The sequence below is a fragment of the Pseudoalteromonas sp. B131b genome, from assembly GCF_037162545.1.
GTDB lineage: Bacteria > Pseudomonadota > Gammaproteobacteria > Enterobacterales > Alteromonadaceae > Pseudoalteromonas > Pseudoalteromonas fuliginea.
Window position 1 is genome coordinate 2,951,504 of sequence record NZ_JARLUZ010000001.1, and the last position, 20,470, is coordinate 2,971,973.

General features: G+C 39.1%; 16 protein-coding genes and 1 pseudogene. 4 read left to right on the forward strand and 13 right to left on the reverse strand.

Annotated elements, in window-relative coordinates:
• Window positions 1-13 precede the first annotated feature (13 nt).
• Window positions 14-631: a rhombosortase gene (gene rrtA / locus P4S65_RS13635; RefSeq protein WP_337120376.1), complete on the forward strand. Its 618-nt coding sequence runs from the start codon at window positions 14-16 to the stop codon at window positions 629-631.
• An 89-nt stretch (window positions 632-720) separates the two neighbouring features.
• Here rrtA and P4S65_RS13640 read toward each other — a convergent pair whose 3' ends face one another.
• From P4S65_RS13640 to P4S65_RS13660, 5 genes are all read right to left on the reverse strand, one after another.
• Window positions 721-3,225 carry a S9 family peptidase gene (locus P4S65_RS13640; protein WP_337120377.1) on the reverse strand — a complete coding sequence of 835 codons (2,505 nt, stop codon included), beginning with the start codon at window positions 3,223-3,225 and terminating at the stop codon, window positions 721-723.
• Between the two features lie 123 nt (window positions 3,226-3,348).
• Entirely contained in the window at window positions 3,349-4,512 is a 1,164-nt protein-coding gene (locus tag P4S65_RS13645; protein WP_337120378.1) for an endonuclease/exonuclease/phosphatase family protein, read from the reverse strand.
• A gap of 112 nt (window positions 4,513-4,624) precedes the next feature.
• Entirely contained in the window at window positions 4,625-5,776 is a 1,152-nt protein-coding gene (locus P4S65_RS13650; RefSeq protein WP_337120379.1) for a 5-(carboxyamino)imidazole ribonucleotide synthase, read from the reverse strand.
• Window positions 5,777-5,778: 2 nt separating this feature from the next.
• The gene (gene purE, locus P4S65_RS13655; RefSeq protein ID WP_002962540.1) at window positions 5,779-6,261 is read right to left on the reverse strand and encodes a 5-(carboxyamino)imidazole ribonucleotide mutase; all 483 of its coding nucleotides are present in this window, start codon (window positions 6,259-6,261) and stop codon (window positions 5,779-5,781) included.
• Between the two features lie 151 nt (window positions 6,262-6,412).
• Window positions 6,413-8,002, reverse strand: a complete 1,590-nt coding sequence (locus tag P4S65_RS13660) for an ABC-F family ATPase (RefSeq protein WP_337120761.1) — start codon at window positions 8,000-8,002, stop codon at window positions 6,413-6,415.
• A 651-nt stretch (window positions 8,003-8,653) separates the two neighbouring features.
• On the opposite strand from P4S65_RS13660, the gene P4S65_RS13665 reads away from it, so the two are divergent.
• On the forward strand, window positions 8,654-9,838 hold the full coding sequence (locus P4S65_RS13665) for a porin (RefSeq protein ID WP_337120762.1): 1,185 nt from the start codon (window positions 8,654-8,656) through the stop codon (window positions 9,836-9,838).
• 767 nt (window positions 9,839-10,605) lie between these two features.
• On the opposite strand, the gene P4S65_RS13670 is transcribed toward P4S65_RS13665, so the two are convergent.
• The 3 genes from P4S65_RS13670 to P4S65_RS13680 form a co-directional block, all read right to left on the reverse strand.
• Window positions 10,606-11,487 (reverse strand): alpha/beta hydrolase, encoded by an 882-nt coding sequence (locus P4S65_RS13670; RefSeq protein ID WP_337120380.1) that lies wholly within the window; start codon window positions 11,485-11,487, stop codon window positions 10,606-10,608.
• A 30-nt stretch (window positions 11,488-11,517) separates the two neighbouring features.
• Window positions 11,518-12,129 carry a MarC family protein gene (locus P4S65_RS13675; protein ID WP_033039113.1) on the reverse strand — a complete coding sequence of 204 codons (612 nt, stop codon included), beginning with the start codon at window positions 12,127-12,129 and terminating at the stop codon, window positions 11,518-11,520.
• Window positions 12,130-12,291: 162 nt separating this feature from the next.
• Window positions 12,292-12,774, reverse strand: a complete 483-nt coding sequence (locus tag P4S65_RS13680) for a GNAT family N-acetyltransferase (protein WP_337120381.1) — start codon at window positions 12,772-12,774, stop codon at window positions 12,292-12,294.
• A gap of 107 nt (window positions 12,775-12,881) precedes the next feature.
• Between P4S65_RS13680 and P4S65_RS13685 the strand changes: the two genes are divergently transcribed.
• On the forward strand, window positions 12,882-13,082 hold the full coding sequence (locus tag P4S65_RS13685; RefSeq protein ID WP_002962626.1) for a hypothetical protein: 201 nt from the start codon (window positions 12,882-12,884) through the stop codon (window positions 13,080-13,082).
• A 324-nt stretch (window positions 13,083-13,406) separates the two neighbouring features.
• Here the strand turns inward: P4S65_RS13685 and P4S65_RS13690 are convergent, their stop codons facing one another.
• Window positions 13,407-13,601 carry a CPXCG motif-containing cysteine-rich protein gene (locus P4S65_RS13690; RefSeq protein WP_002962627.1) on the reverse strand — a complete coding sequence of 65 codons (195 nt, stop codon included), beginning with the start codon at window positions 13,599-13,601 and terminating at the stop codon, window positions 13,407-13,409.
• 280 nt (window positions 13,602-13,881) lie between these two features.
• Here P4S65_RS13690 and msrA point away from each other — a divergent pair, with 280 nt between their 5' ends.
• Window positions 13,882-14,481 (forward strand): peptide-methionine (S)-S-oxide reductase MsrA, encoded by a 600-nt coding sequence (gene msrA / locus P4S65_RS13695; RefSeq protein WP_337120382.1) that lies wholly within the window; start codon window positions 13,882-13,884, stop codon window positions 14,479-14,481.
• An 81-nt stretch (window positions 14,482-14,562) separates the two neighbouring features.
• Here msrA and P4S65_RS13700 read toward each other — a convergent pair.
• From P4S65_RS13700 to P4S65_RS13715, 4 genes and pseudogenes are all read right to left on the reverse strand, one after another.
• Window positions 14,563-16,672, reverse strand: a pseudogene (locus P4S65_RS13700) (TonB-dependent siderophore receptor).
• A gap of 33 nt (window positions 16,673-16,705) precedes the next feature.
• Window positions 16,706-18,010, reverse strand: a complete 1,305-nt coding sequence (locus tag P4S65_RS13705) for a DUF3526 domain-containing protein (protein ID WP_337120383.1) — start codon at window positions 18,008-18,010, stop codon at window positions 16,706-16,708.
• Complete coding sequence (locus tag P4S65_RS13710) at window positions 18,007-19,455, reverse strand: ABC transporter permease (protein WP_337120384.1); 1,449 nt, start codon at window positions 19,453-19,455, stop codon at window positions 18,007-18,009. Before P4S65_RS13710 ends, P4S65_RS13705 begins: the two co-directional genes overlap by 4 nt.
• On the reverse strand, window positions 19,455-20,279 hold the full coding sequence (locus P4S65_RS13715) for an ABC transporter ATP-binding protein (RefSeq protein ID WP_198022406.1): 825 nt from the start codon (window positions 20,277-20,279) through the stop codon (window positions 19,455-19,457). Before P4S65_RS13715 ends, P4S65_RS13710 begins: the two co-directional genes overlap by 1 nt.
• Window positions 20,280-20,470 lie beyond the last annotated feature (191 nt).

Consider the following 20,470-nt stretch of genomic DNA (forward strand, 5'->3'; position numbering starts at 1 on the left):
AAACGGGCACAATATGCAAAAATTTATACTAAAAAATTACAATAAAATGCTTAATTTACCTATTCAACCTCGTTATATATTACCGCCTATTATTCTGCTGCTTTTTAGTACCATTTTTGCTGCATTTGATTTAAATAATTTACTTGAATTTAACCGAGAGCTAATTAATCAAGGCGAACTGTGGCGAATTTTTTCTAGCCAATTTGTTCATGCTAATTGGGCTCATTTGGGATTAAATGCCAGTGGTGTTTTATTAATTTGGTTACTGCATGGCGAATACACATCACCTACTCGTTACGCCGTTAATATAAGTGCGCTGGCACTGTGGTGTGGACTTGGCGTGTATTGGTTTTGCCCAAGCATACATATTTATACCGGATTAAGTGCTCTGCTGCATGGCGTAATTATTTGGGGGGCAGTTAAAGATATAACTGTAGGGCTTAAGTCGGGGTATTTATTATTTATAGGCGTATGGATTAAAATAGCGTTTGAGCAATTTAGCGGCCCTAATGCTGATATAGGAAAGCTTATTAACTCAACTGTAGCTATTGATGCACATTTAATTGGTGTTATTGGCGGGACTCTGCTTGCCATACCATTGGCTATAGAGCTCTTTAAAAAGCAAAAATAAAGTTAGATTGTGTTCAATCCAATAAAAATGCCGCATTAGTTAACTAAACTAATGCGGCATTTTTGTTTTTATACTTTAAGAGTTAAAGATTAAAGCGTTTCTTTAAATAACTTATAAATACGGCGGTATTCGTCTAACCAACTTGAAGGCTGTACAAAACCATGTGGTTCAACAGGAAATATAGCTGTTTCAAAGTTTTGTTTTTCAAGCTCTATTAAGCGCTGTACTAAACGCACTGAGTCTTGAAAAAACACGTTATCGTCAACCATGGGGGCATTAATGAGTAAACGTTTGTTTAAACCCTCAGCGTAATAAATTGGCGAGCTGCGTTCATACGCAATCGGGTCAACATCAGGATGGTTTAATATATTAGCCGTGTAACCTGTGTTGTAATGTGCCCAATCGGTAACAGGTCTAAGTGCCGCACCTGATTGAAATAACTCAGGCGCGGTAAACAATGCCATAAAGGTCATAAAGCCGCCATAAGAGCCACCATAAGTACCGACTGCTTTGGTATCAACGTTGGCATTTTGCGCCATCCATTTAACGCCATCGGCTAAATCTTGTGTTTCAGGTGTGCCCATTTGACGATAAATCGCAGTCCGCCAATCACGCCCGTAGCCTTTAGATGCGCGGTAATCCATATCCATTACTATATAACCTTCATCAGCGAGCAATGAATGAAACATAAATTCACGAAAATAAACCGAAAACCCCATATGTGAGTTTTGCAAGTAACCCGCGCCGTGGTTAAAAATAACCGCTTTGCGATTTTTACCTACTTCACCTTCAACGTAATCAGCTGGGTAGTATACTTTTGCGTATATAGGTTGTTCAGTATGGCTCGATGGCACGGCAACAATTTTAGGTGCAGTTAGTTTTTTAGCTAAAAACTCATCCGACACTGTGTGCGTTAAGCGCGTTGCTTTTGCATTGGCTTGTGCGTCTGCTACATAAAGCTCATTAGGCATCGTAATTGTAGAGTGCTTAAGGAGTAACTTGGTTTCATCTGGGCTTAACGTGTAATCGGTCATGCCGTTTAAATCAGTAACTTGCTCACTCTTACCTGTTTGCGGGTTAACACGGTAAATTTCGTACAGGCCTGGGTGTTCAACATTCGCTTTGTAATAAATTGCGCTGTCGTCGCTGGTAAGCGTTAAGTTAGAAACCTCAAATTGGCCTTGTGTTAGCGCGGTTGCACTACCATTAACTGGTTTTTTATAAAGCTGGCTGTAACCCGACTCTTCCGATAGGTAATAAAGCGTGTTTGAGTTATGTAACCAACCAAAGTCGTTAAATGCGTAAGCAATCCATGCATCGTCATGTAGGCGATGTTGCGACACAAGTTTGTTGTTTTCAAAATCTACGGTAGCAAGCCAGCGATCTTTGTTGTCCCACGCTTCAAGCATGACAGCCACTTGTGAGCCGTCGTCGTTCCATACTATTGGGCTTTGCTCAAAACCCCAGTCCATAATAAGGTTAATGCCACGAGGCGCCTTTTTAGACTTATATGTTTTACCATCACGTGCATAATTTTCTTTTTTAACTGCGGCTAAAACATCTTCATCAAAACCTGGTAAGGTATTAAAGCTAAGTGATGTTTGCTCTTTGTTAGTTAAATTGATGTAGACAAGCTGTGAGGTTTCTTCTTTAGCATCTGCAACACGGCGGCGTGCTTTTTTAGGCTCAATAGTTGCATCATTAGTGATGTAATTTGGCATAATATCGCCATCTGCGCGCCAATCAGTTTTTTCTTTAACTACGACTAATAACGCATCACCATTTGGCGAAAGCTGTGCCTCTGCAACTTTATTACCGTTACCTAAGTAGTAAGCCGTGTTAGCAATTGAATCATTTTGTTCATTAATTTGCTCATTGCGTGCTTGCTTATCTTTTTTATTTTTTTGTTGAAGCGCCACAAATTTAATCAGTTTATGCTGCTCTTTAGCAATATACGTGCTTGGCTCTTCAATCCCTTTAGGCTTATCAGCAAGTTTTAAGTTAGCAAGTTCATTGGTTAAGCCTGTTTTTAAATCAACTTTAAAAAACACATTACCTTGGCGGTAAACTAAATCACCATTGTTTAAAAATTGTGGTTTAGACTCACTTGTTGATGTCGCTGTAATTTGTTTAAGTTCACCTGTTTTTAGGTTTTTAACAAATACATTGCCTTTAAACGTGTAGGCTGCCATTGTTTTATTTTTAGAATAAACAGCTTTATTTGAACCCACAGTATGAAGTTTATTAAGTGCTACCTGCTCTGCTGTTTGGCTGTTAACAGATTGGCTAAATAAATTGCGTAATGTATTACCTTGCTCTTTTTGAGCATAAATAATAGTAGCTGAATCGCTTGCCCAATAAGCGCTCTCTGGCTGATTACCCATCCAATCGGGATCGGCCATTGCTTGTTCTAGCGTTATTTTTTGTGAGCCGATATCTGCTGGTGTGTTTACAACCGCAGCAACCTTGGTTGCTGGTAAAGCACTTTGCTGTGTTGAAGAGGTGTTAGCGGTAGCGCTACAACCTGCAAGCATGATACTTGAGGCAACGGCTAAGGCCACTAATGTTTTAGATGAAGAAAAATTAAAAATCATAGTGCTTCTATACGGTTATTATAATTAGGCCGTATTTAAGCAGAAGCACTCAAGTTATTGCAATTATTTAAGATAAATAGCCATTAAACAGGGTAAAGCTCAGTTTACTAATTGTAATAGACGTTATTCAATTACTAAATCAAGCCACACCAGTCGATGATCGCTTGATGCGTTTCTGTCTTTAATTAAACGATATTCATTACTGGTTTTAGTTGGCCAAAATACCCCACCGTCCTTAATTTTTAAGCCATAGTTTGACGGTAAAACGTAATCAACACGGGCTTGCCAATTAGCACTGTAATTTTGTGCATAAGGCACATCATACTGCTCTTTAGCACCTTCACTTTTTGGAACAAAGTGAGCATTTATTAATGGGTTTTTAAGTAATTGGTCGGTGGTATTTGTACGGGCTTTATCGCCCTCTGGGGCTGCATTTAAATCACCTAAAATAACAAAACGAGAGCGAGCTTTTAAACCGCCTTTTTCGCCTTTATCGTCGTAAATATACTTAGCATTTGAAACGTAATCGGCTATTAACCTTACTTCATCGTGGTTACGCTTGCCGTTTCTGTCCTCTTCACCGTCAAATACAGGCGGTGTTGGGTGAGATGCAATAACATGAATGGTTTTATCGTTTACGCTAATAGGTAAATCCCAAAACGATTTAGAGCTTAGTCTAAGTGCTTGCCATTCTTGTGCGTTATACCAGTTTTCGCCTGTTTTAGGCATTACAGGCATTTGAGCATTTGGCATGTCTTTATATTTAAAAGTTTGAAGGGTTCTTACTTTATCAAAATCGATTGGGTATTTTGACAAAATAGCCATACCATAATGCCCTTCAAAAAAGCCAAAGCCTTGTGCATCGCCCATCACGCCATTTTTTTTGCCATCATTATCTAAATCAAACTCGGTGGCTAGGCCTGTATTTACTGGGGCTATATAAGAGTAAGGATAGTTAATAGCGGCTTGTTCTTGCTGACCTACATTTAAATAATGTTTATTAAAGTATTCAATGCCCTGCTCTTTTGGGATGTAATCAAATTCGTTAAGTAAAATAATATCAGGGCGAACACGCTGAATAATTTCCGCTATGTTCTTGATTTGCTGGTGGTTTGCTTTAAGTGAGTTAACTAAGGCATCACTTTTAACTTGCTCGCCTTTAAGTGTGTGATTAGTTGCATCCATACTTACATTAAAAGTAGCAACACGAAGAGAGTCTGATGCAAATGTATTTAAGCTAAATAATGCAGTAATGGCTAGCACGCCAGATATTGTTTTTAGTTTCATTGTTTTACTTCACAAATTTAAAATTAGACTTTAACAGTATTACATATTCAAAGCCCATTTTTATGACAAAAAAATACCGGCTTAAGCCGGTATTTATATCAAGGTATGATAACTATTCACTGAGTAGTAAATTGGCAGCTGCTTTTAAAATACCAGGGTACTCTTGTTCAGGTAGGTATTCTGAAAGTTCGCCAAGCTTATCGGCGAGTTCATTTATATTTGTAGCCGATACATTTATATGGCCCATTTTACGCCCTGGCTTTGCTGTTTTTCCGTACCAATGACTTGTAACATTCGCTATATGTAAAATTTCACTCGGTATACTTGATTGTCCTAATACATTAATCATTGCTGTAACGTGTTTAAGTTCTGTATTACCAAGCGGTAAACCTGCAACAGCACGCATGTGGTTTTCAAACTGGGAGCAATGGCAACCTTGTTGCGTCCAGTGGCCAGAGTTATGTACGCGCGGTGCAATTTCGTTAACGAGTAATGTGCCTTGAACATCAAAAAACTCTATAGCCAATACGCCAACGTAGTTAAGCTCGTTTGCTATTTTTGTAAATGCATTGTTTGCTTGAGCTTCAACATTTTGATTATTTTTACCGGCAATAGAGAGCGTCAATACACCATTGGTGTGCTCGTTTTCTGTTAGCGGATAAATAGCAACATTACCGTGTTTGTCGCGCGCACCAATAATAGATACTTCACGATCAAACGGGATCATTTTTTCAGCAATAATCGAATGAGGCGCAAGCTGCGTGCCTGATGCAATAAAATCAGCCATTTGTGACCAAATTTCGTCTATTTGATCATCCGATTTTAAACGCCATTGGCCTTTTCCATCGTAACCCGCTTGGCATGTTTTAATTACAAGTGGTTTACCTAGAGTTTTAACGGCAAGTTCTAAATGCGCTTTTTCAGTAATTAGTTGATACGGCGCACAAGTTACGTTTGTTTTATCAAGCAATGCTTTTTCAAGCGAGCGATCGCCACCGGTTTTAATAGCGGCTTTACCTGGGTAAAACTTATTGCTGTTACAGCAAAGTGTTAGTACGTCATCAGGAATATGCTCAAACTCGGCAGTAATGGCATCAGCGTTTGATATAGCTTGCTCAAGCGACGTGCTATAAACATCGCCTGTTAGTGGGTGCTTAATTTGCTTGCTGCCTACATCGTACGCCACAACGTTTAAATTAAGCGGCGCGCCGGCAAGACTCATCATACGTGCAAGTTGCCCTGCACCTAATATTAAAATATTCATTATTACTCTGCAGGGTTTGGATTAGCTAATATAGTGTCGGTTTGCGCTTTACGAAACGCTTCAATTTTTGCAAAAATTTCTGGATTTTGACACCCTAAAATTTGTGCAGCTAATAACCCCGCGTTTGCTGCGCCCGGCTCACCAATTGCTAGCGTACCTACTGCAACGCCTTTAGGCATTTGGCAAATAGATAAAAGTGAATCAACACCATTTAATGCTTTTGATTTTACAGGCACGCCAAGTACAGGAAGCGACGTAAAAGCAGCTGCCATACCTGGTAAATGCGCAGCGCCGCCAGCGCCAGCAATAATAACTTTAATACCACGTTCTGCGGCTGAACTTGCGTAATCAGCAAGTAATTGAGGAGTGCGGTGTGCAGACACGACTTTGGTTTCGTACTTAATGCCAAAATGCTCTAGCATAAGTGCTGCATGTTCCATGGTTGGCCAATCTGATTTAGAACCCATAATAATGCCAACAGTCATAAATACTCCTCAGTAATGTATTTTACAAATAGCGGACTTATGTCCGGTTTTAGGCGGGTATTATACCCAAACCAAGTTTAATTGCGACTCACAAAAACAAAAAAAGCCATGTTTAAACATGGCTTTTTAGAGTTAACGGGTAAATAGCTAATTAAGCTTCTTTACTCGCTAGGTATTCTGCGTAGTTGCCTCTAAAGTCGATAACTTTACCGTCTTTAATTTCCCAAATACGGGTCGCAACCGATGATACAAACTGACGGTCGTGCGAGACAAACATCAATGTACCTTCATAAGCTTCAAGGGCTAAGTTAAGCGCTTCAATAGATTCCATATCCATGTGGTTGGTTGGCTCATCCATTAGCAATATGTTTGGTTTATGCATCATAATTTTACCAAACAACATGCGGCCTTGCTCACCACCTGAAATTACTTTAACTGATTTTTTAATATCGTTTTGAGAGAATAACATACGGCCTAAGAAGCTACGAACCACTTGCTCGTCGTCGCCTTCTTGTTGCCATTGCTCCATCCACTGAAACAAGTTCATGTCGGTTGCAAACTCATCAGCGTGATCTTGCGCGTAGTAACCAACATTCGCGTTTTCAGAAAACTTAAACTCACCAGCTTTAGGTGCTAAGCGCCCTGCTAATGTATTAAGTAATGTTGTTTTACCAACACCATTTTCACCAATAATAGCAATACGTTCGCCAACTTCTACTAAACCTTCAAGTCCAGAAAACAACGTATTGTCGTCAAAACCTTGTGTTAAGTTTGTCATTTCAAGTGCGTTTCTGAATAACTGCTTTTCTTGGTCGAAACGAATAAACGGCGTTTGGCGTGAAGATGCTTTAACTTCGTCTAATTGGATTTTGTCGATACGTTTAGCACGCGATGTTGCTTGCTTAGCTTTAGATGCGTTAGCAGAGAAACGAGATACAAACTGTTGAAGTTCAGCAATTTGGTTTTTCTTTTTCGCGTTTTCGTTAAGTAATTGCTCACGTGCTTGCGTTGCTGCAAACATGTATTCGTCGTAGTTACCTGAGTAAATCCGTAGCTCACCATAGTCAATATCGGCCATGTGAGTACACACAGAGTTTAAAAAGTGACGGTCATGCGAGATGATTATCATGGTACAGTCGCGTTGGTTTAACACGTCTTCTAACCACTTGATGGTGTAAATATCCAAGTTATTGGTAGGCTCATCAAGTAGCATTATATCTGGGTCTGAAAACAACACCTGTGCAAGTAGCACGCGAAGTTTAAAACCAGGTGCAATTTCTGACATAGGGCCAAAATGTTGGTCAGTGCCAATACCTACGCCTAACAGAAGCTCGCCTGCTTTAGATTCAGCAGAGTAACCATCCATTTCAGCAAACTCAGTTTCAAGATCGGCTACTTTCATACCGTCTTCTTCACTCATTTCTGGTAAAGAGTAAATACGGTCACGTTCTTGTTTTATTTTCCACAGCTCTTTGTGACCCATGATCACAGTATCAATTACTGAGTATTCTTCGTAGGCAAACTGGTCTTGGTTTAGTTTAGCAACACGTTCATTTGGATCAGTACTTACATTACCTGAAGACGCTTCGAGCTCACCACTTAGAATCTTCATAAATGTTGATTTACCACAACCATTTGCACCGATTAAACCGTAACGGTTACCATCGCCAAATTTTGCTGAGATATTTTCAAATAATGGTTTAGCACCAAATTGCATGGTGACATTAGCTGTACTAATAATAGCGCTACCCTCCAAAGGAGTAATGATGTATTTAAATTGCGCGCAGTTTAAACCAAAATGGCCTGTTTTTCTATGAAAGTTTAAAGGCAGACCACTACGTTTTAGCCATTTATTATGACTATGTAGTTAGTAGCTAAAATAACGGATTAGATTTAATGGTTTCGTTAATTTTTATGCAAATTAAAATCCAAAAATTATTTTTTATAAACAGGCATGAGGGGTTAGAAATAGGGATACAGATTAGAGTAAAAGCACTTTTAACGTGTTTGTGTGTTTACTTAACTCATTTTGCTGCAACCTATAAGAATAAAAAGTTATATTTATGAAAATAAAGCGATTTTAGAGCTTTTGCACTAGTTACTATTTTTTAACCAAGATGAAATTAATTCAAATTATAATTTTAACACACCACTTATTACCAATCCTTTTTCCCTACAAAACAACTAAAAAAACAAACCTCAGCAACACTTGAAAAACAAAATTAACCTTTAGTGAATATCTATTAAGTTTAACGCTTAATTTTAGTGAGTATTTTTCACTTTTGAGCTGTTTATTGCTTTGTTAACCTTTGAATCTGAATTTTTACCTACGTAAAAAACTGACCAATTTACACAGGGCAACACACAAGATGAGCAAAAATTAGCAACACTTATTAGCGCAAGTATTGTAATCGCACCCGCTGTTTCGGCAGTAGAGTTATACAAAGATGATAAAAACACTGTTGAAGTAGGTGGATATCTTGATGTACGTGTAATTAATACACAAAACGAAACCGAAGTTGTTAACGGTACTTCGCGCATCAACTTTGGATTTACCCGAAAGCTTAAGAAAGACTGGACTGCCCTTGCACTCGTAGAATGGGGTGTAAACCCTGTTGGCAGCAGTGATATTATTTATAACAATCGTTTTGAGTCTATTCAGGACGAGTTTTTGTATAACCGTTTAGGTTACGCAGGCCTTTCGCACGAAAAGTACGGGCAACTAACTATTGGTAAACAATGGGGTGCATGGTACGACGTGGTTTACGGCACAAATAATAGCTTTGTATGGGATGGTAATGCGGCTGGTGTTTACACCTATAACAAAGACGATGGCGCTGTTAATGGCACTGGCCGTGGAGATAAATTAGTGCAGTACCGCAATCGCTATAACGATTTTAGTTTTGCAGTACAAGCACAGCTTAAGAACAGCGAATTCTATACCTGTGACGTAACCGACATTTCAGAAGAAGAATGTGAAGCGCTATGGAACTCTGGCGATAGTGCAGCCCAAGAAGTTGAATTTAATTACACATTTGGTGCGTCTGTAACTTATACCCCAACTGACATGCTAACACTTACAGCAGGTGTTAACCGTGGTGAGTTTGATTTAACGTTTGGCGATGGTTCTACTCGCAATGTTGAAGATTTAATTTATGGTGCAGGTATTATGTGGGGCAACATTGATAAGCCCGGCCTATACGTTGCTGCCAACGTAAATAAAAACAAAAATCACGACACAGATAACATTGGTCGCTTAATTAAAGACGCAATCGGTGTAGAAACATTTGCATCTTACCGCTTTGATAACGATTTTCGCCCTTTTATTGCCTACAACATGTTTGATGCCGGTGATGATTACGTAATTCAGCCAAACTTTAACGCCGACCCAAACGATATATTTAAGCGTCAGTTTGCTGTTATTGGCCTTCACTACTTAATTGACGAAGACACTATTGCCTACGTAGAAGCGCGTAAAGACTTTAGCGACTTTGAAAGCGATAACGACGATCAACAAGCACAAATGGAGCAGTCGGAAGATGACGGTATAGCATTTGGTTTTAGATATAAGTTTTAAATATAAGTTTATAAAACGACTACAACATCCCTAAGCACAACCCTTTTAGCCCTTTTAACTTTTTTAACTGGGCTTTTTTCATTCTTCCATACTTTTTTGAATACTCGATTTTACATTTAAGGCTATCATTAGCAGCCGCATTGCTATCAGATTTTTAATCTATAATATCACCATTCACGATGCCCCTATTTTTACGTTTACCGTTTTGTTGCCCATTACAACGAGCGAGCTAAACTTAACTAATCACTCATAGTCCAACTACTCGCATTTATATTTTTTTTAGTGGCTGTAGTTACCGCAGGCTTTATTTTTTACTATCCCTCTGATTATTTTTTATAATTTAACTCTATTGATAAGTTTAGCATTATGATAACAAACAGTATGATGTGTTCTTTTATTGTAAAGCCACCAGCCAATTTATATTAATTGTATTAAGAGTACAAAAGATGGTGTAACTATATTGAAATTGCAAAGTACTTACACTGCTTATTGCTGAACACTCAAATACGTAAGGTTGATTAAAAGCAATAACAAATAGGTGTCGTATATGTTCATAGGTACTGACGGCATTCTAACCCGACAGACCCACACTGTATATAAGCACAGTACCTGTATTCATCGTGCAAAAATAATTTAAACCAACGTCTCTTTGTAAGTTATTAATAATATTGAACTAAGGAAAGTGCTATAAAACTATTCAATCGTTCTAAATACACAAAGTAGCGTTAACTGTATATGCATACAGTTAATGCTTAAGCCTACCTAACCTACTTTTTAATAAACGTACTATAACCAGCTAATGCCTTAGCTACACTAAGTGGTGGATTATCTGAATGCTCAGCACCTTTATTTATAGCACTTTGCCACACAAGGTTATTGTTAGGGTTGGCTGTTAAAATGGTCTCTAAATTATCAAACGCTTTTAACATTAACGGGTGCTCTGCCCCACCCACCGAAAGATATAAATAAGTAGACGACTTAACTTTGTTATCTTGAGCACTTAAAAATGCTTCTACATTATTAACTACCGTCATGTCGTCGTACCAAGCCGCTGGGCTAAAAGCAAAATAGCCATTAAACAGTTCTGGCTTTGTATGCAGTGTATAAAGTACAAAGCTACCACCTGCCGAAAAACCACTCAATACACGGTTATTACTAAGCTTATATTTTGCTGATAAATAAGGGAGTAACTCAGTTTCAATAAACGCTAAAAATTTGTCGGCTTCGCCATTTGGTTCAATCAGTGTTTCGTGCTCTGGACGCGCTTGTGTATTTACATCTTGGCGGGCATAAGGAGGCACTAAATCGCGATTACGTGTATCTGTAAAAAACAAATTAGGAATAGACACCAATATAGCCTTATCCCCTTTTTCGCTCTTAGCTTGTTTTGTAAGTGCTTTGTCCCATGTATCTAAATTAAAGTTACCATCGGTTTTAATAATTAACGGATACGCTTTTTTAGGATTGTAATTAGCGGGCAATCTTATAAACACTTTGCGCGACTCATTAAGCACGCTTGAGTTAATTGTTACATCTGTATAGGCCGATACATAATGGTTATAATAACGTATAGCTAAAATACCAATAGCAAAAATGACTACGGCTAAACTTAAATTAATAAAAGAGTGTTTTGTTATTTTTATTGTCATGCGGCATTCCTTTCAATGTTTAGGAGTTATTTAATCGAGCTTAACCCATTGTTTTATTTCCAGCGCGGTCATAATAAGCTCAACCGAAAACGCGGCTAAAATCATGCCCATCACTCGCGTTAAAATAGACGCGCCACCAGTACCAATTAGCTTAATAATTTTACCCGAAAGCAGCAACAGTATTAAAGTAATACCCAACACACCAAGTGTAACAAGCGCTGTGCCTATTTGAGTAGTAATTGGGTGTATGTGGTTATCGGTAAGTAGTATTACCGCCAAAATAGCGCCAGGAGTCGCCGTTGCAGGTATAGCAAGCGGAAACACGGCTATATCGTGATCGGGGTCTTGTTTAGCTTTGTTAGAATCGTTTCCAAATATCATTTGCAGGCCAAACAAAAATAATATAATTCCGCCCCCTAACTGAAACGACACCAACCTAATTCCCATCGCATTTAGTATTAGTTGTCCTATTAAAATAGAACCTAATAATACGCCCCCGGCATAAAGCACCGTTTTAAATGCAGTTTTACGACGTTGTTGATCAGTTAAATGAGAAGTAAGTGCGGCAAACAGCGCCATAGTGCCTATTGGGTCAATGGTCGCCCAAATTACAAGCGCATCTTGAGAGAGTTTATCTAGCATATAAAATCCTTGTTAAGCGTAAATGTTTAATAAAACACGGGTAACAAATTCATTTGCTCACGCTTAACTATAATAGAAAGCCGCTATTTTTTGTATTTTATTTACTGAGCTTTAAGGATTGAGGATTAAAAAAAGATAAGCACTTATAATTGCCGTCTTGAGTTAAAGTGATTTATGCCAAATAGAATTTTCTCTTAAGCTAAAACCTAACTTAATAAGTAAATTATGGGAACGTGCATTATGTGCACTCACCTCGGCCGACAAATGTTTAAGCGCAATATCCTTAACTAGGGTTTCAATAAAACCGCTCACTACTTCAAACATTATGCCTTTACCCCGAAAGTCGGGGTGCAGCTCAAATCCTATAAATGCACTACTTTTACACGGCGTTAAATTATAAAGCCCACAAGTACCCATTAACTTCCCAGATATATTATGTTCAATTGCGACTCTAATCACTTCGCCTTCGTAGTATGCACTAATATCATCTTGTATTAATTGTTTGATTTGCGTTTTGCTAAGTGGTGTTTCGTAGTCGTTAAATTCTGACACGTGTGGGTGGTTTAAAATATTAAATAAACACGCAGCGTGTTTGTGGGTAATTAAACGCAGCGTAACGCGTTCAAGCTTTGTGGTATTAAACATTTTATTTAAGTGGTTAGTTAAATTAGCTCTTTATGGGCACGCATTATTAACTTACCATACCCCTTTAACAAGCATTATCTTTAAAGCAAAAAGAGTAAGAGAACGTAATGAGTGACGATTTTAAAGTAATACAACCCACTACCACAGTATATTGCCCAAAGCGCGGCGAAGGCTGGACCTTAACAGGCATTACTAATATTAACGAGTTTACTTCAGTAATGTTTGACGGCACACGCTATACACTTCCAGCACGCGAAATAGTAGAAGAACTTCTTCCTAACCAATTAGCGCGTGAGCAAAATAGCTAACCAAACACATACACAGTAAAAAGGCTGCAATTTTGCAGCCTAGGGTCTGTTGATCTTTGCGGATTGAAATTTGTTCAAACTAGGGGCTATTTAATCGCGGCGCGAGGTTTGTAACCTAGTGGGCTAAGTCAAAACCGAGCAACAAAGAGTAAATAGCCCCTAGGAAGAACCCTTTGGGCAGCGCCTGTTTGGCATTAATGCTACGTTATCGCCTATTTATGGGGAATAACCACACTGTATAGGCTCTGCCTTGCCTAAATACCAAACAGACTGCTGCAAATTCAACCTTGAAAGATCAACAGACCCTAGTATTTAATTAACGAGTTAAAATGCATCGTCTTCGCTGTAAACATTAACGTTTAGTTCGTCATCATTTTCAAATACCACAAACGAAATAGGCTTACAGCATACTTGGCAGTCTTCTATGTATTGCTCATCAATATCTGCTGCATCAAGTAATACTTCTATACTTTCTCCACAATAAGGGCAGCTTATTGATGTTTCTGTTAACTGGTTCATTTATCACCTGCTAATTTATATCACGAATGTTGTCACTTTAATGAACACGTAAGCATAATTCAACACCCCATTAAATAACGCATACTTGGCTAACCCAATTAAACCGTGCTACTAAGTTAAATAGTGATCTTGTTACTAGCCTTATCCCTATAAAACTTGTCAAAGCACAATATTTTTCACCATAGATAGTTGGCCAGCCCTCTACAATGAAATTGTATTAGCACTTAGCGGGTCTAACTTTATAAGTATTTATAAACTCACAGTACAGATGGATAATTTTATGAAAAAATCACTTACGCTTGCATTAACATCTGCCGTTATTTTGTTTAGTACATTTTCCCATGCAGAAAAAACCGAAAAAGCCGTTTTAGCTGGAGGCTGTTTTTGGTGTATGGAAAGTGATTTTGAAAAACTAGAAGGTGTAACCGATGTAATATCGGGCTTTACTGGCGGTAAACTTAAAAACCCGACATACAATGGTAATCATAAAGGTCATTACGAGGCCGTAGAAATCACTTACGATCCAGCTATAGTAAGCTATCAAGGTATACTTGAACATTACTGGGTAAATATTGATCCTTTTGATGCAAGAGGCCAATTTTGCGATAAAGGCCCTAGTTACTTAAGCGCTATATTTGTACAAAACGACGAACAACGTAAATTAGCTGAAAAAACAAAAGCAGCAGTAGTTGCCGAGTTTCCTAATCAAACTGTGGTTACACCTATACTAAACGCAAATACCTTTTACCCTATTAAAGGTAGAGAAAGCTTTCATCAAGATTATTACAAAAACAACCCTATCAGATACAACACCTATCGTTGGCGTTGTGGTCGTGACAGCCGCCTAGAAGAAATTTGGGGCGATAGAGCAACTCACTAGTATTTATTAAGCAACTTAAATTACACCAACAAAAGGCTGCATATTGTGCAGCCTTTTCGTTAATATCGTTTTAGTTTACGTTTAAAATTTATACGTTGCAGATAGCCTTACACTTCTGGGGTGCCTGGTTGAACCCACGCATCAGCAAATGAGTTAGTGTAATAGGTTTCATCAAACAGGTTATCTACCTCTGCACGCAAGCCAATTGCTTTGGTTACATCAACATCTATAAATGTACGTGCTGTTGAATAGCTTGGTAGCTCAAAATCGGTACCAAAAAAGCCGTTTCGAGAGTCTACATAAACTAAACCTGCGCCAAACTTAATTGCTTTGCCATATAACTCGGCTGATTTAACAAGCTGTAAACTGAGTTGATGCTTAGGAATATTTAATAAAGAACTACCCGCTTCAACGGTATAGCCAAAGTTAGCATCAAAAAATGAGTTTTCAATAGTTGCATCAACATACGCATACGATAGCCATAGGCTTACATCATCCGTTAGCTCACCGTTTATATCAATTTCTATGCCTTTGCTTTGTGCTTCGCCGATTGCAGCAAAAGTAAATGCAGTAGGATCGTCAACCACCAGCATGTTGTCTTGTTCCACTTTAAACATCGCAATGGTGCCAAATAAAGCGCCATCGTTTAAAGTAAATTTAACCCCCAACTCTGTTGAAGTAGATTGATTTGGTTCAAACCCATCGCCATTTGTATCAGTGCCCGATAAAGGCCTAAAGTTTTCGCCATAAGCAGCATAAACAGATACAAACTCGCTCGCCTCATACACAACACCCAACTGGGGGCTAACACGTGACTCATTTTGTTTTGATTGCGTATCAGCTAAACGATTATTGAGTGTTTGTTCGTAATCATCAAAACGTACACCAACGCGAATATCAAGCTTATCGGTTAGGCTTATTTGGTCTTGTATAAATACACCTAACGACTCTTGAACTTCTAACTTATCGGTATTGGCCGTCGGCGTAGGTAACTCATACGCCCCATATACAGGATTAAAAACATTTATATACTGATCGCCACGCACGCGAAGAACAAATTGATCATTTTCGAATTTATCAGAATCAACACCGACTATTAAGCGGTGTTCTAATCCTGCAACCTCTAAATTACCCGTCACTTCTGCTCTAAACACCTGATATTTTGCATCGTAATCACGGAAACGTCTAAAGCGATTTACCTCTGCATCAACTACACCCGCAAAACCGGTTTCGGTAGCAAACCCTTCAAGCGACGTATCACGGTAGTTAGCGCCCAGTAATACGCTCCAATTATCATTAAAGTCATGAATAAACTCCAATTGATGACCCAGTACGTCAGCCTCTATTGGACCATCACCTGGCTCACCTAAAAAGCGACTTTCAGGAATAAGCCCAAGCTCGCCATCTATGGCTAATACGCCTCTATCAAAAGGAACTTCTTGGTCGCTGTATTCAAGCTCATATATTAATTGGCTGTTGTCATTAATATTCCACACTATTGACGGGCTAAAGCCCTTTTTTGTTGTTTCTATCGTATCGCGAAAACTTTTGGCATCTTCATAAAAACCAACCAGCCTAATTGCTACGTCGTCATTAAGGGGGTTGTGTAATCTACATCAGCGCGGTAGGTATCAAAGCTTCCTACGCTTAGCTTTAGCTCGCCGCTCGTATCAAACGTTGGGCGTTTAGTTACTAAGTTTACTGTACCGCCAGGTTCACCACGGCCAAATAAAGCAGCACGTGGACCTTTTAACACCTCAACCGATTCAATACCCGACAAATCACGTGAGCCACCAAAGCCACGCCCGGCATTAAACCCATTAACAAGATAATTACTTGGTAAGTTTTCATCGCCGACAAAGCCACGTAGAGCAAAGCTATTCCAAAGTCCGCCAAAGTTATTTTGACGCGCTACCGACGCCGATAAATCAAGCGCTTGATTTAAATTTATCGCACCCGCGTTTTCAAGTGCTTCTAAATCTATTTTTAATTCTGATTGCGGCGTTTCTAAAGGGCTAAAATTTCCTTGATAAGCTTGGCGTGTTCCAGTAACAGCAAGCCTTTCAATAACACTCATATTTACACTATCAACTTGCTCACTTTTATCAGCTGCTATTACCTGACTGCTAAATAAACTCACTAAACATGTGCTTAAATAAGTAAGTTTCAGCCCTTTTTTATTAGTATTCATTATAAACCTTGTTAATTAGTTGACTCATAAATTTTATTTTAACTGAACGCCTATGACCTCAGGCTCATCCTTTTTATTCAGTATTGTTTTACTAAAACTAGGCATGTTGTTAAGCACAGCTTTAGTGGGCTCACCTTTAATAAATAACCAAGGGTAGTAAAATTCCCTTAGGCATTTATGAAACCCTCGTATTTGATGCTCGTATCTAAATGCCGCTATTGCATCTGTTTTGGCTTTTCGCGTTAAGCTGCGTTGTAACAATAATGCAGGCGAAAACCACGATACCATTCCAGCTAACTGATACTTTTTGCGTGCTGCATCGCGGTACGCATGCGAAAGTTCAGCCGCTTTTTCATCCCCTACTTGTTGAAAGGCGTAATACCATTTCCACTCAAACTCGCTTTGCATATCAACATGATCTTCCCATGCGGGATTATTAGCTACAAAGGCGTCCATTGTAATTTGTTTTGGTAAGTCCCATGCATCGTTAACCGCCTCTCGCTGGGTAAGTACAATTTCGCCACCTTTAGGTGAATGCACTATTTTGTTAATCGCTAAATCACCTAAAATAGGAATAATAAAAGCAACTAGCACCCATATACCTATTAAAGCGGAGGCAACACGCGGCGCACTACTTGCTTGCTTGCCCATCCAAATACAAAGTGCAGCCCAAAAAACTAGATAGGCAACACACATAGTTGTTATCAATAAAACATCATAAATTGAACTACCAGCTACATAAGCGCCACCATAGAATGGCAACATTAAACACACGAGTAATAAAATAAACCTCACCAATATGCGTGCGCCCCATAAAGCAAAGTAAGAGCTCGACGTTGTGACTAATAAATCGTAACGACCACTGGTACGTTCGTTGGCAAATAAATCATGGAACAGCAAAATCACTATCAGCGGTGCCAAAGCACTTAACACAAACGCAAAATCAATTTTACCTGCTTGGGCAAGCTCAGGGTTTTGCGCATCGCTTTCGTAAATTTGTCCCTCCAGAGCAAGTAAGTTTACGCGGTGTTTCCATGGGTAAATATCGCGTTCACCCAAAGCAGCAAACGCTAAATTTGAAGGCGCTGAATACGTTAAATGAAAAGTATAATAAGCCAACATACCTGCATCAGTTTGCTGCGTTTGCACATTTAATCGTTCGGTTAAATCAGCTGATTTTAAACGTTCAATAGTTTCGCGTTGCTGACTTACTTCACTCAACCCACTGATAACGGCAAAGGCAGACACAGCAAATGTACAAAGTAAAAGCACCACTAAATATTTTTGACGAAGTAAAAAGCCAAATTCTCGCTTGAGGTGTAAAAATAAATAGCTCATAACAAACGTTTCCCTACAAACTTAATACCGCCGGCCAACACTGCAATCCACAGTAATAGCTGTAAAAATGCAGATGTACTTCGCTGGGCTCGCACCAACGCACTATCGCTATGAAAGGTAAAGTTTTGCAGTATTTTCCAATTATCAGCGCTAACACGTGCTTTTTTAGTGGCTGCGGCATCAGCATTGCGGTTCATGTCGTCTTGGTAATCAAGTTCTTCAATATGAACTTTGTTAAGCCCTTGCACAAAATCAAAACGTAGCTGCTCGGTTTCGCGTAAAAAGCGATGATGCGTTTCTATACTTGTACCAACCACAATCATAGAGAGCGAGCGAATCGCTACCATTGGTGAAACCCAACCAAAATAACGCGATACCTGCGTTTGCTTAAGCTCAGCTTGCATACGTTGCTGGGCAAATTGATTAAGTACTTCAGTTTGCTTAGCCTCTGATTCACTTGCCACTAACCCTCTAAAGTTTACCGGCAGCTCGTCAATGCTATTTACGTTGTACTTTTTAAGAAGTGATTGTTTAAATTGCTCAAAGGCAGGGTCGTTAGTGTTATGGCCATCGCCTAGCTTTCTAAGCTCGGCTTTTACAGCAAAATCTGTTTCTATTTTACCGGCAGATGGCACAACTGTAGCTGCTGTCGTACTCGCTACGCGTGGCATAACAATACACAGTAAAATCCATACAAAGGCAAGTGCGGTAAAACTGCCACTGTTTTTACTAAACACACTAGAGGCCAGTAAAATAAGTAATACCCACACAGTTAAATATAAAGTGTAGCCAACAACAAAACTTACAACTGCCAGTAAGCTTTCACCTGTACCAAGTGTGAATAAAGCCGATACCGTAAGCGGAGTCAAAATTAAACCCACAACAGAAAGTAGCGCTAATCCTTTACCTGCAATTAGCGTTACACCCGATGTACCTTGCGATAACAAATACGAAAGCGTTTGCGATTCGCGCTCTCGGCTAATACCGCTGTAACCAATTAAAATCAGTAATAACGGCGCTAATGTTTGCACTATAAAGGCAGGCGTTAAACTGCCTAATTTAGTTAATGCAGTCCCTTGGCGACTATCTGCAAACATTGCGCTATTTTGTCTGTGCCCTTCTAAAAATATAGAGTTGCCTGTGTAAGCGTCAATACCGGGGTCGAGCGTACTAAGCGGCGCAGGCGTTCTAAACGCATAATGCCCGTAATGCACCATTCGGTGAGGATGTCGGTCGGGTTGATCAACAAAGCTTTTATCGCTTGTTGTTTGCAGTTCGTGCCTAGTATGGCTTAATTCCAGCATGGTAATGGCCGTTACAACTACCGAAGAAAGTGTAAGGATCAAACCAATAGCAAGCACAGTGACTGCCAATTTAGAGCGTAGCCAATAACGCCATTCATCCTTGGCTATTAGCACTACTTTTGAAACGTTGTTTATACTCATTAATTGCCTCGGCTCTTATAATCACCAAAGGCAGCATGAACTTGTTCGGTATTAATACGCCCATTCTCAGGGGCATTAAATTCTCCTACCAGCTCGCCATTTTTTAATAAACCAATGCGATTAGCAACTTGGCAAGCACCATAAACATCATGCGTTACCATTAAAATAGTCGCACCAGTTAATGCAAGTTCACGTACAAGTTGATTAAATTCATCAATAGCAACTGGATCAAGGCCTGAGGTTGGCTCATCAAGTAAAAAAATCGGTGCTTCACGCAGTATCGCAAGTGCAATCGCTGTTTTTTGTCTCATGCCTTTTGAATAAGTTTGCATGTTGCGATCCCACGCATCTTGTTGCAGTGCAACACGATTAAAAGCCGCGTTAATTTGCTCATCTGATTTTTTAATATCAGCGAGTGATAAAAAATATTCAACATTTTCACGAGCAGTTAAATGGGGATATAACGTAGCCGACTCTGGCAAATACGCGGTTTTACCTCGTACAAAATCAAGCGCTTTACTCACCTCTTTACCCACGACTTTTACAGAGCCTTTAGTGGGCTTATTAAAACCCAATAACGTTTTTAAGGTGCTAGATTTACCCGCACCATTTCCTCCTAGTAGCGCATAAACCTCACCTGCCGCCACGCTGAAACTTAAGTTTTTTAAAATGATGTTGTTTTTAATGCTAAAACTTAACGAGTCTACTTCAATAACTGCTTCGTTTTTAGTGGCTTGGGTCGTATTTGATGCTTTATTACGTGTTTGTTCCACACGTTGAGGTTCTATTGGTGATCTTTGATTAATTGCTGTTGATGTTGTCACATTCAAACTCTATTAAGGGGAAATTAGAATACCGTGAATGTTATACTATATCAAACACCAATTGCAACACTATAACATATTAATAGTTAACAATAGATACATCGTGCTGGGTTTAATTAACGAAAAGTTGTTCTATCCAAAATTACCATTTAGTGGAACAACTAAGCACGATAAAGAATAAAAATTGTAAA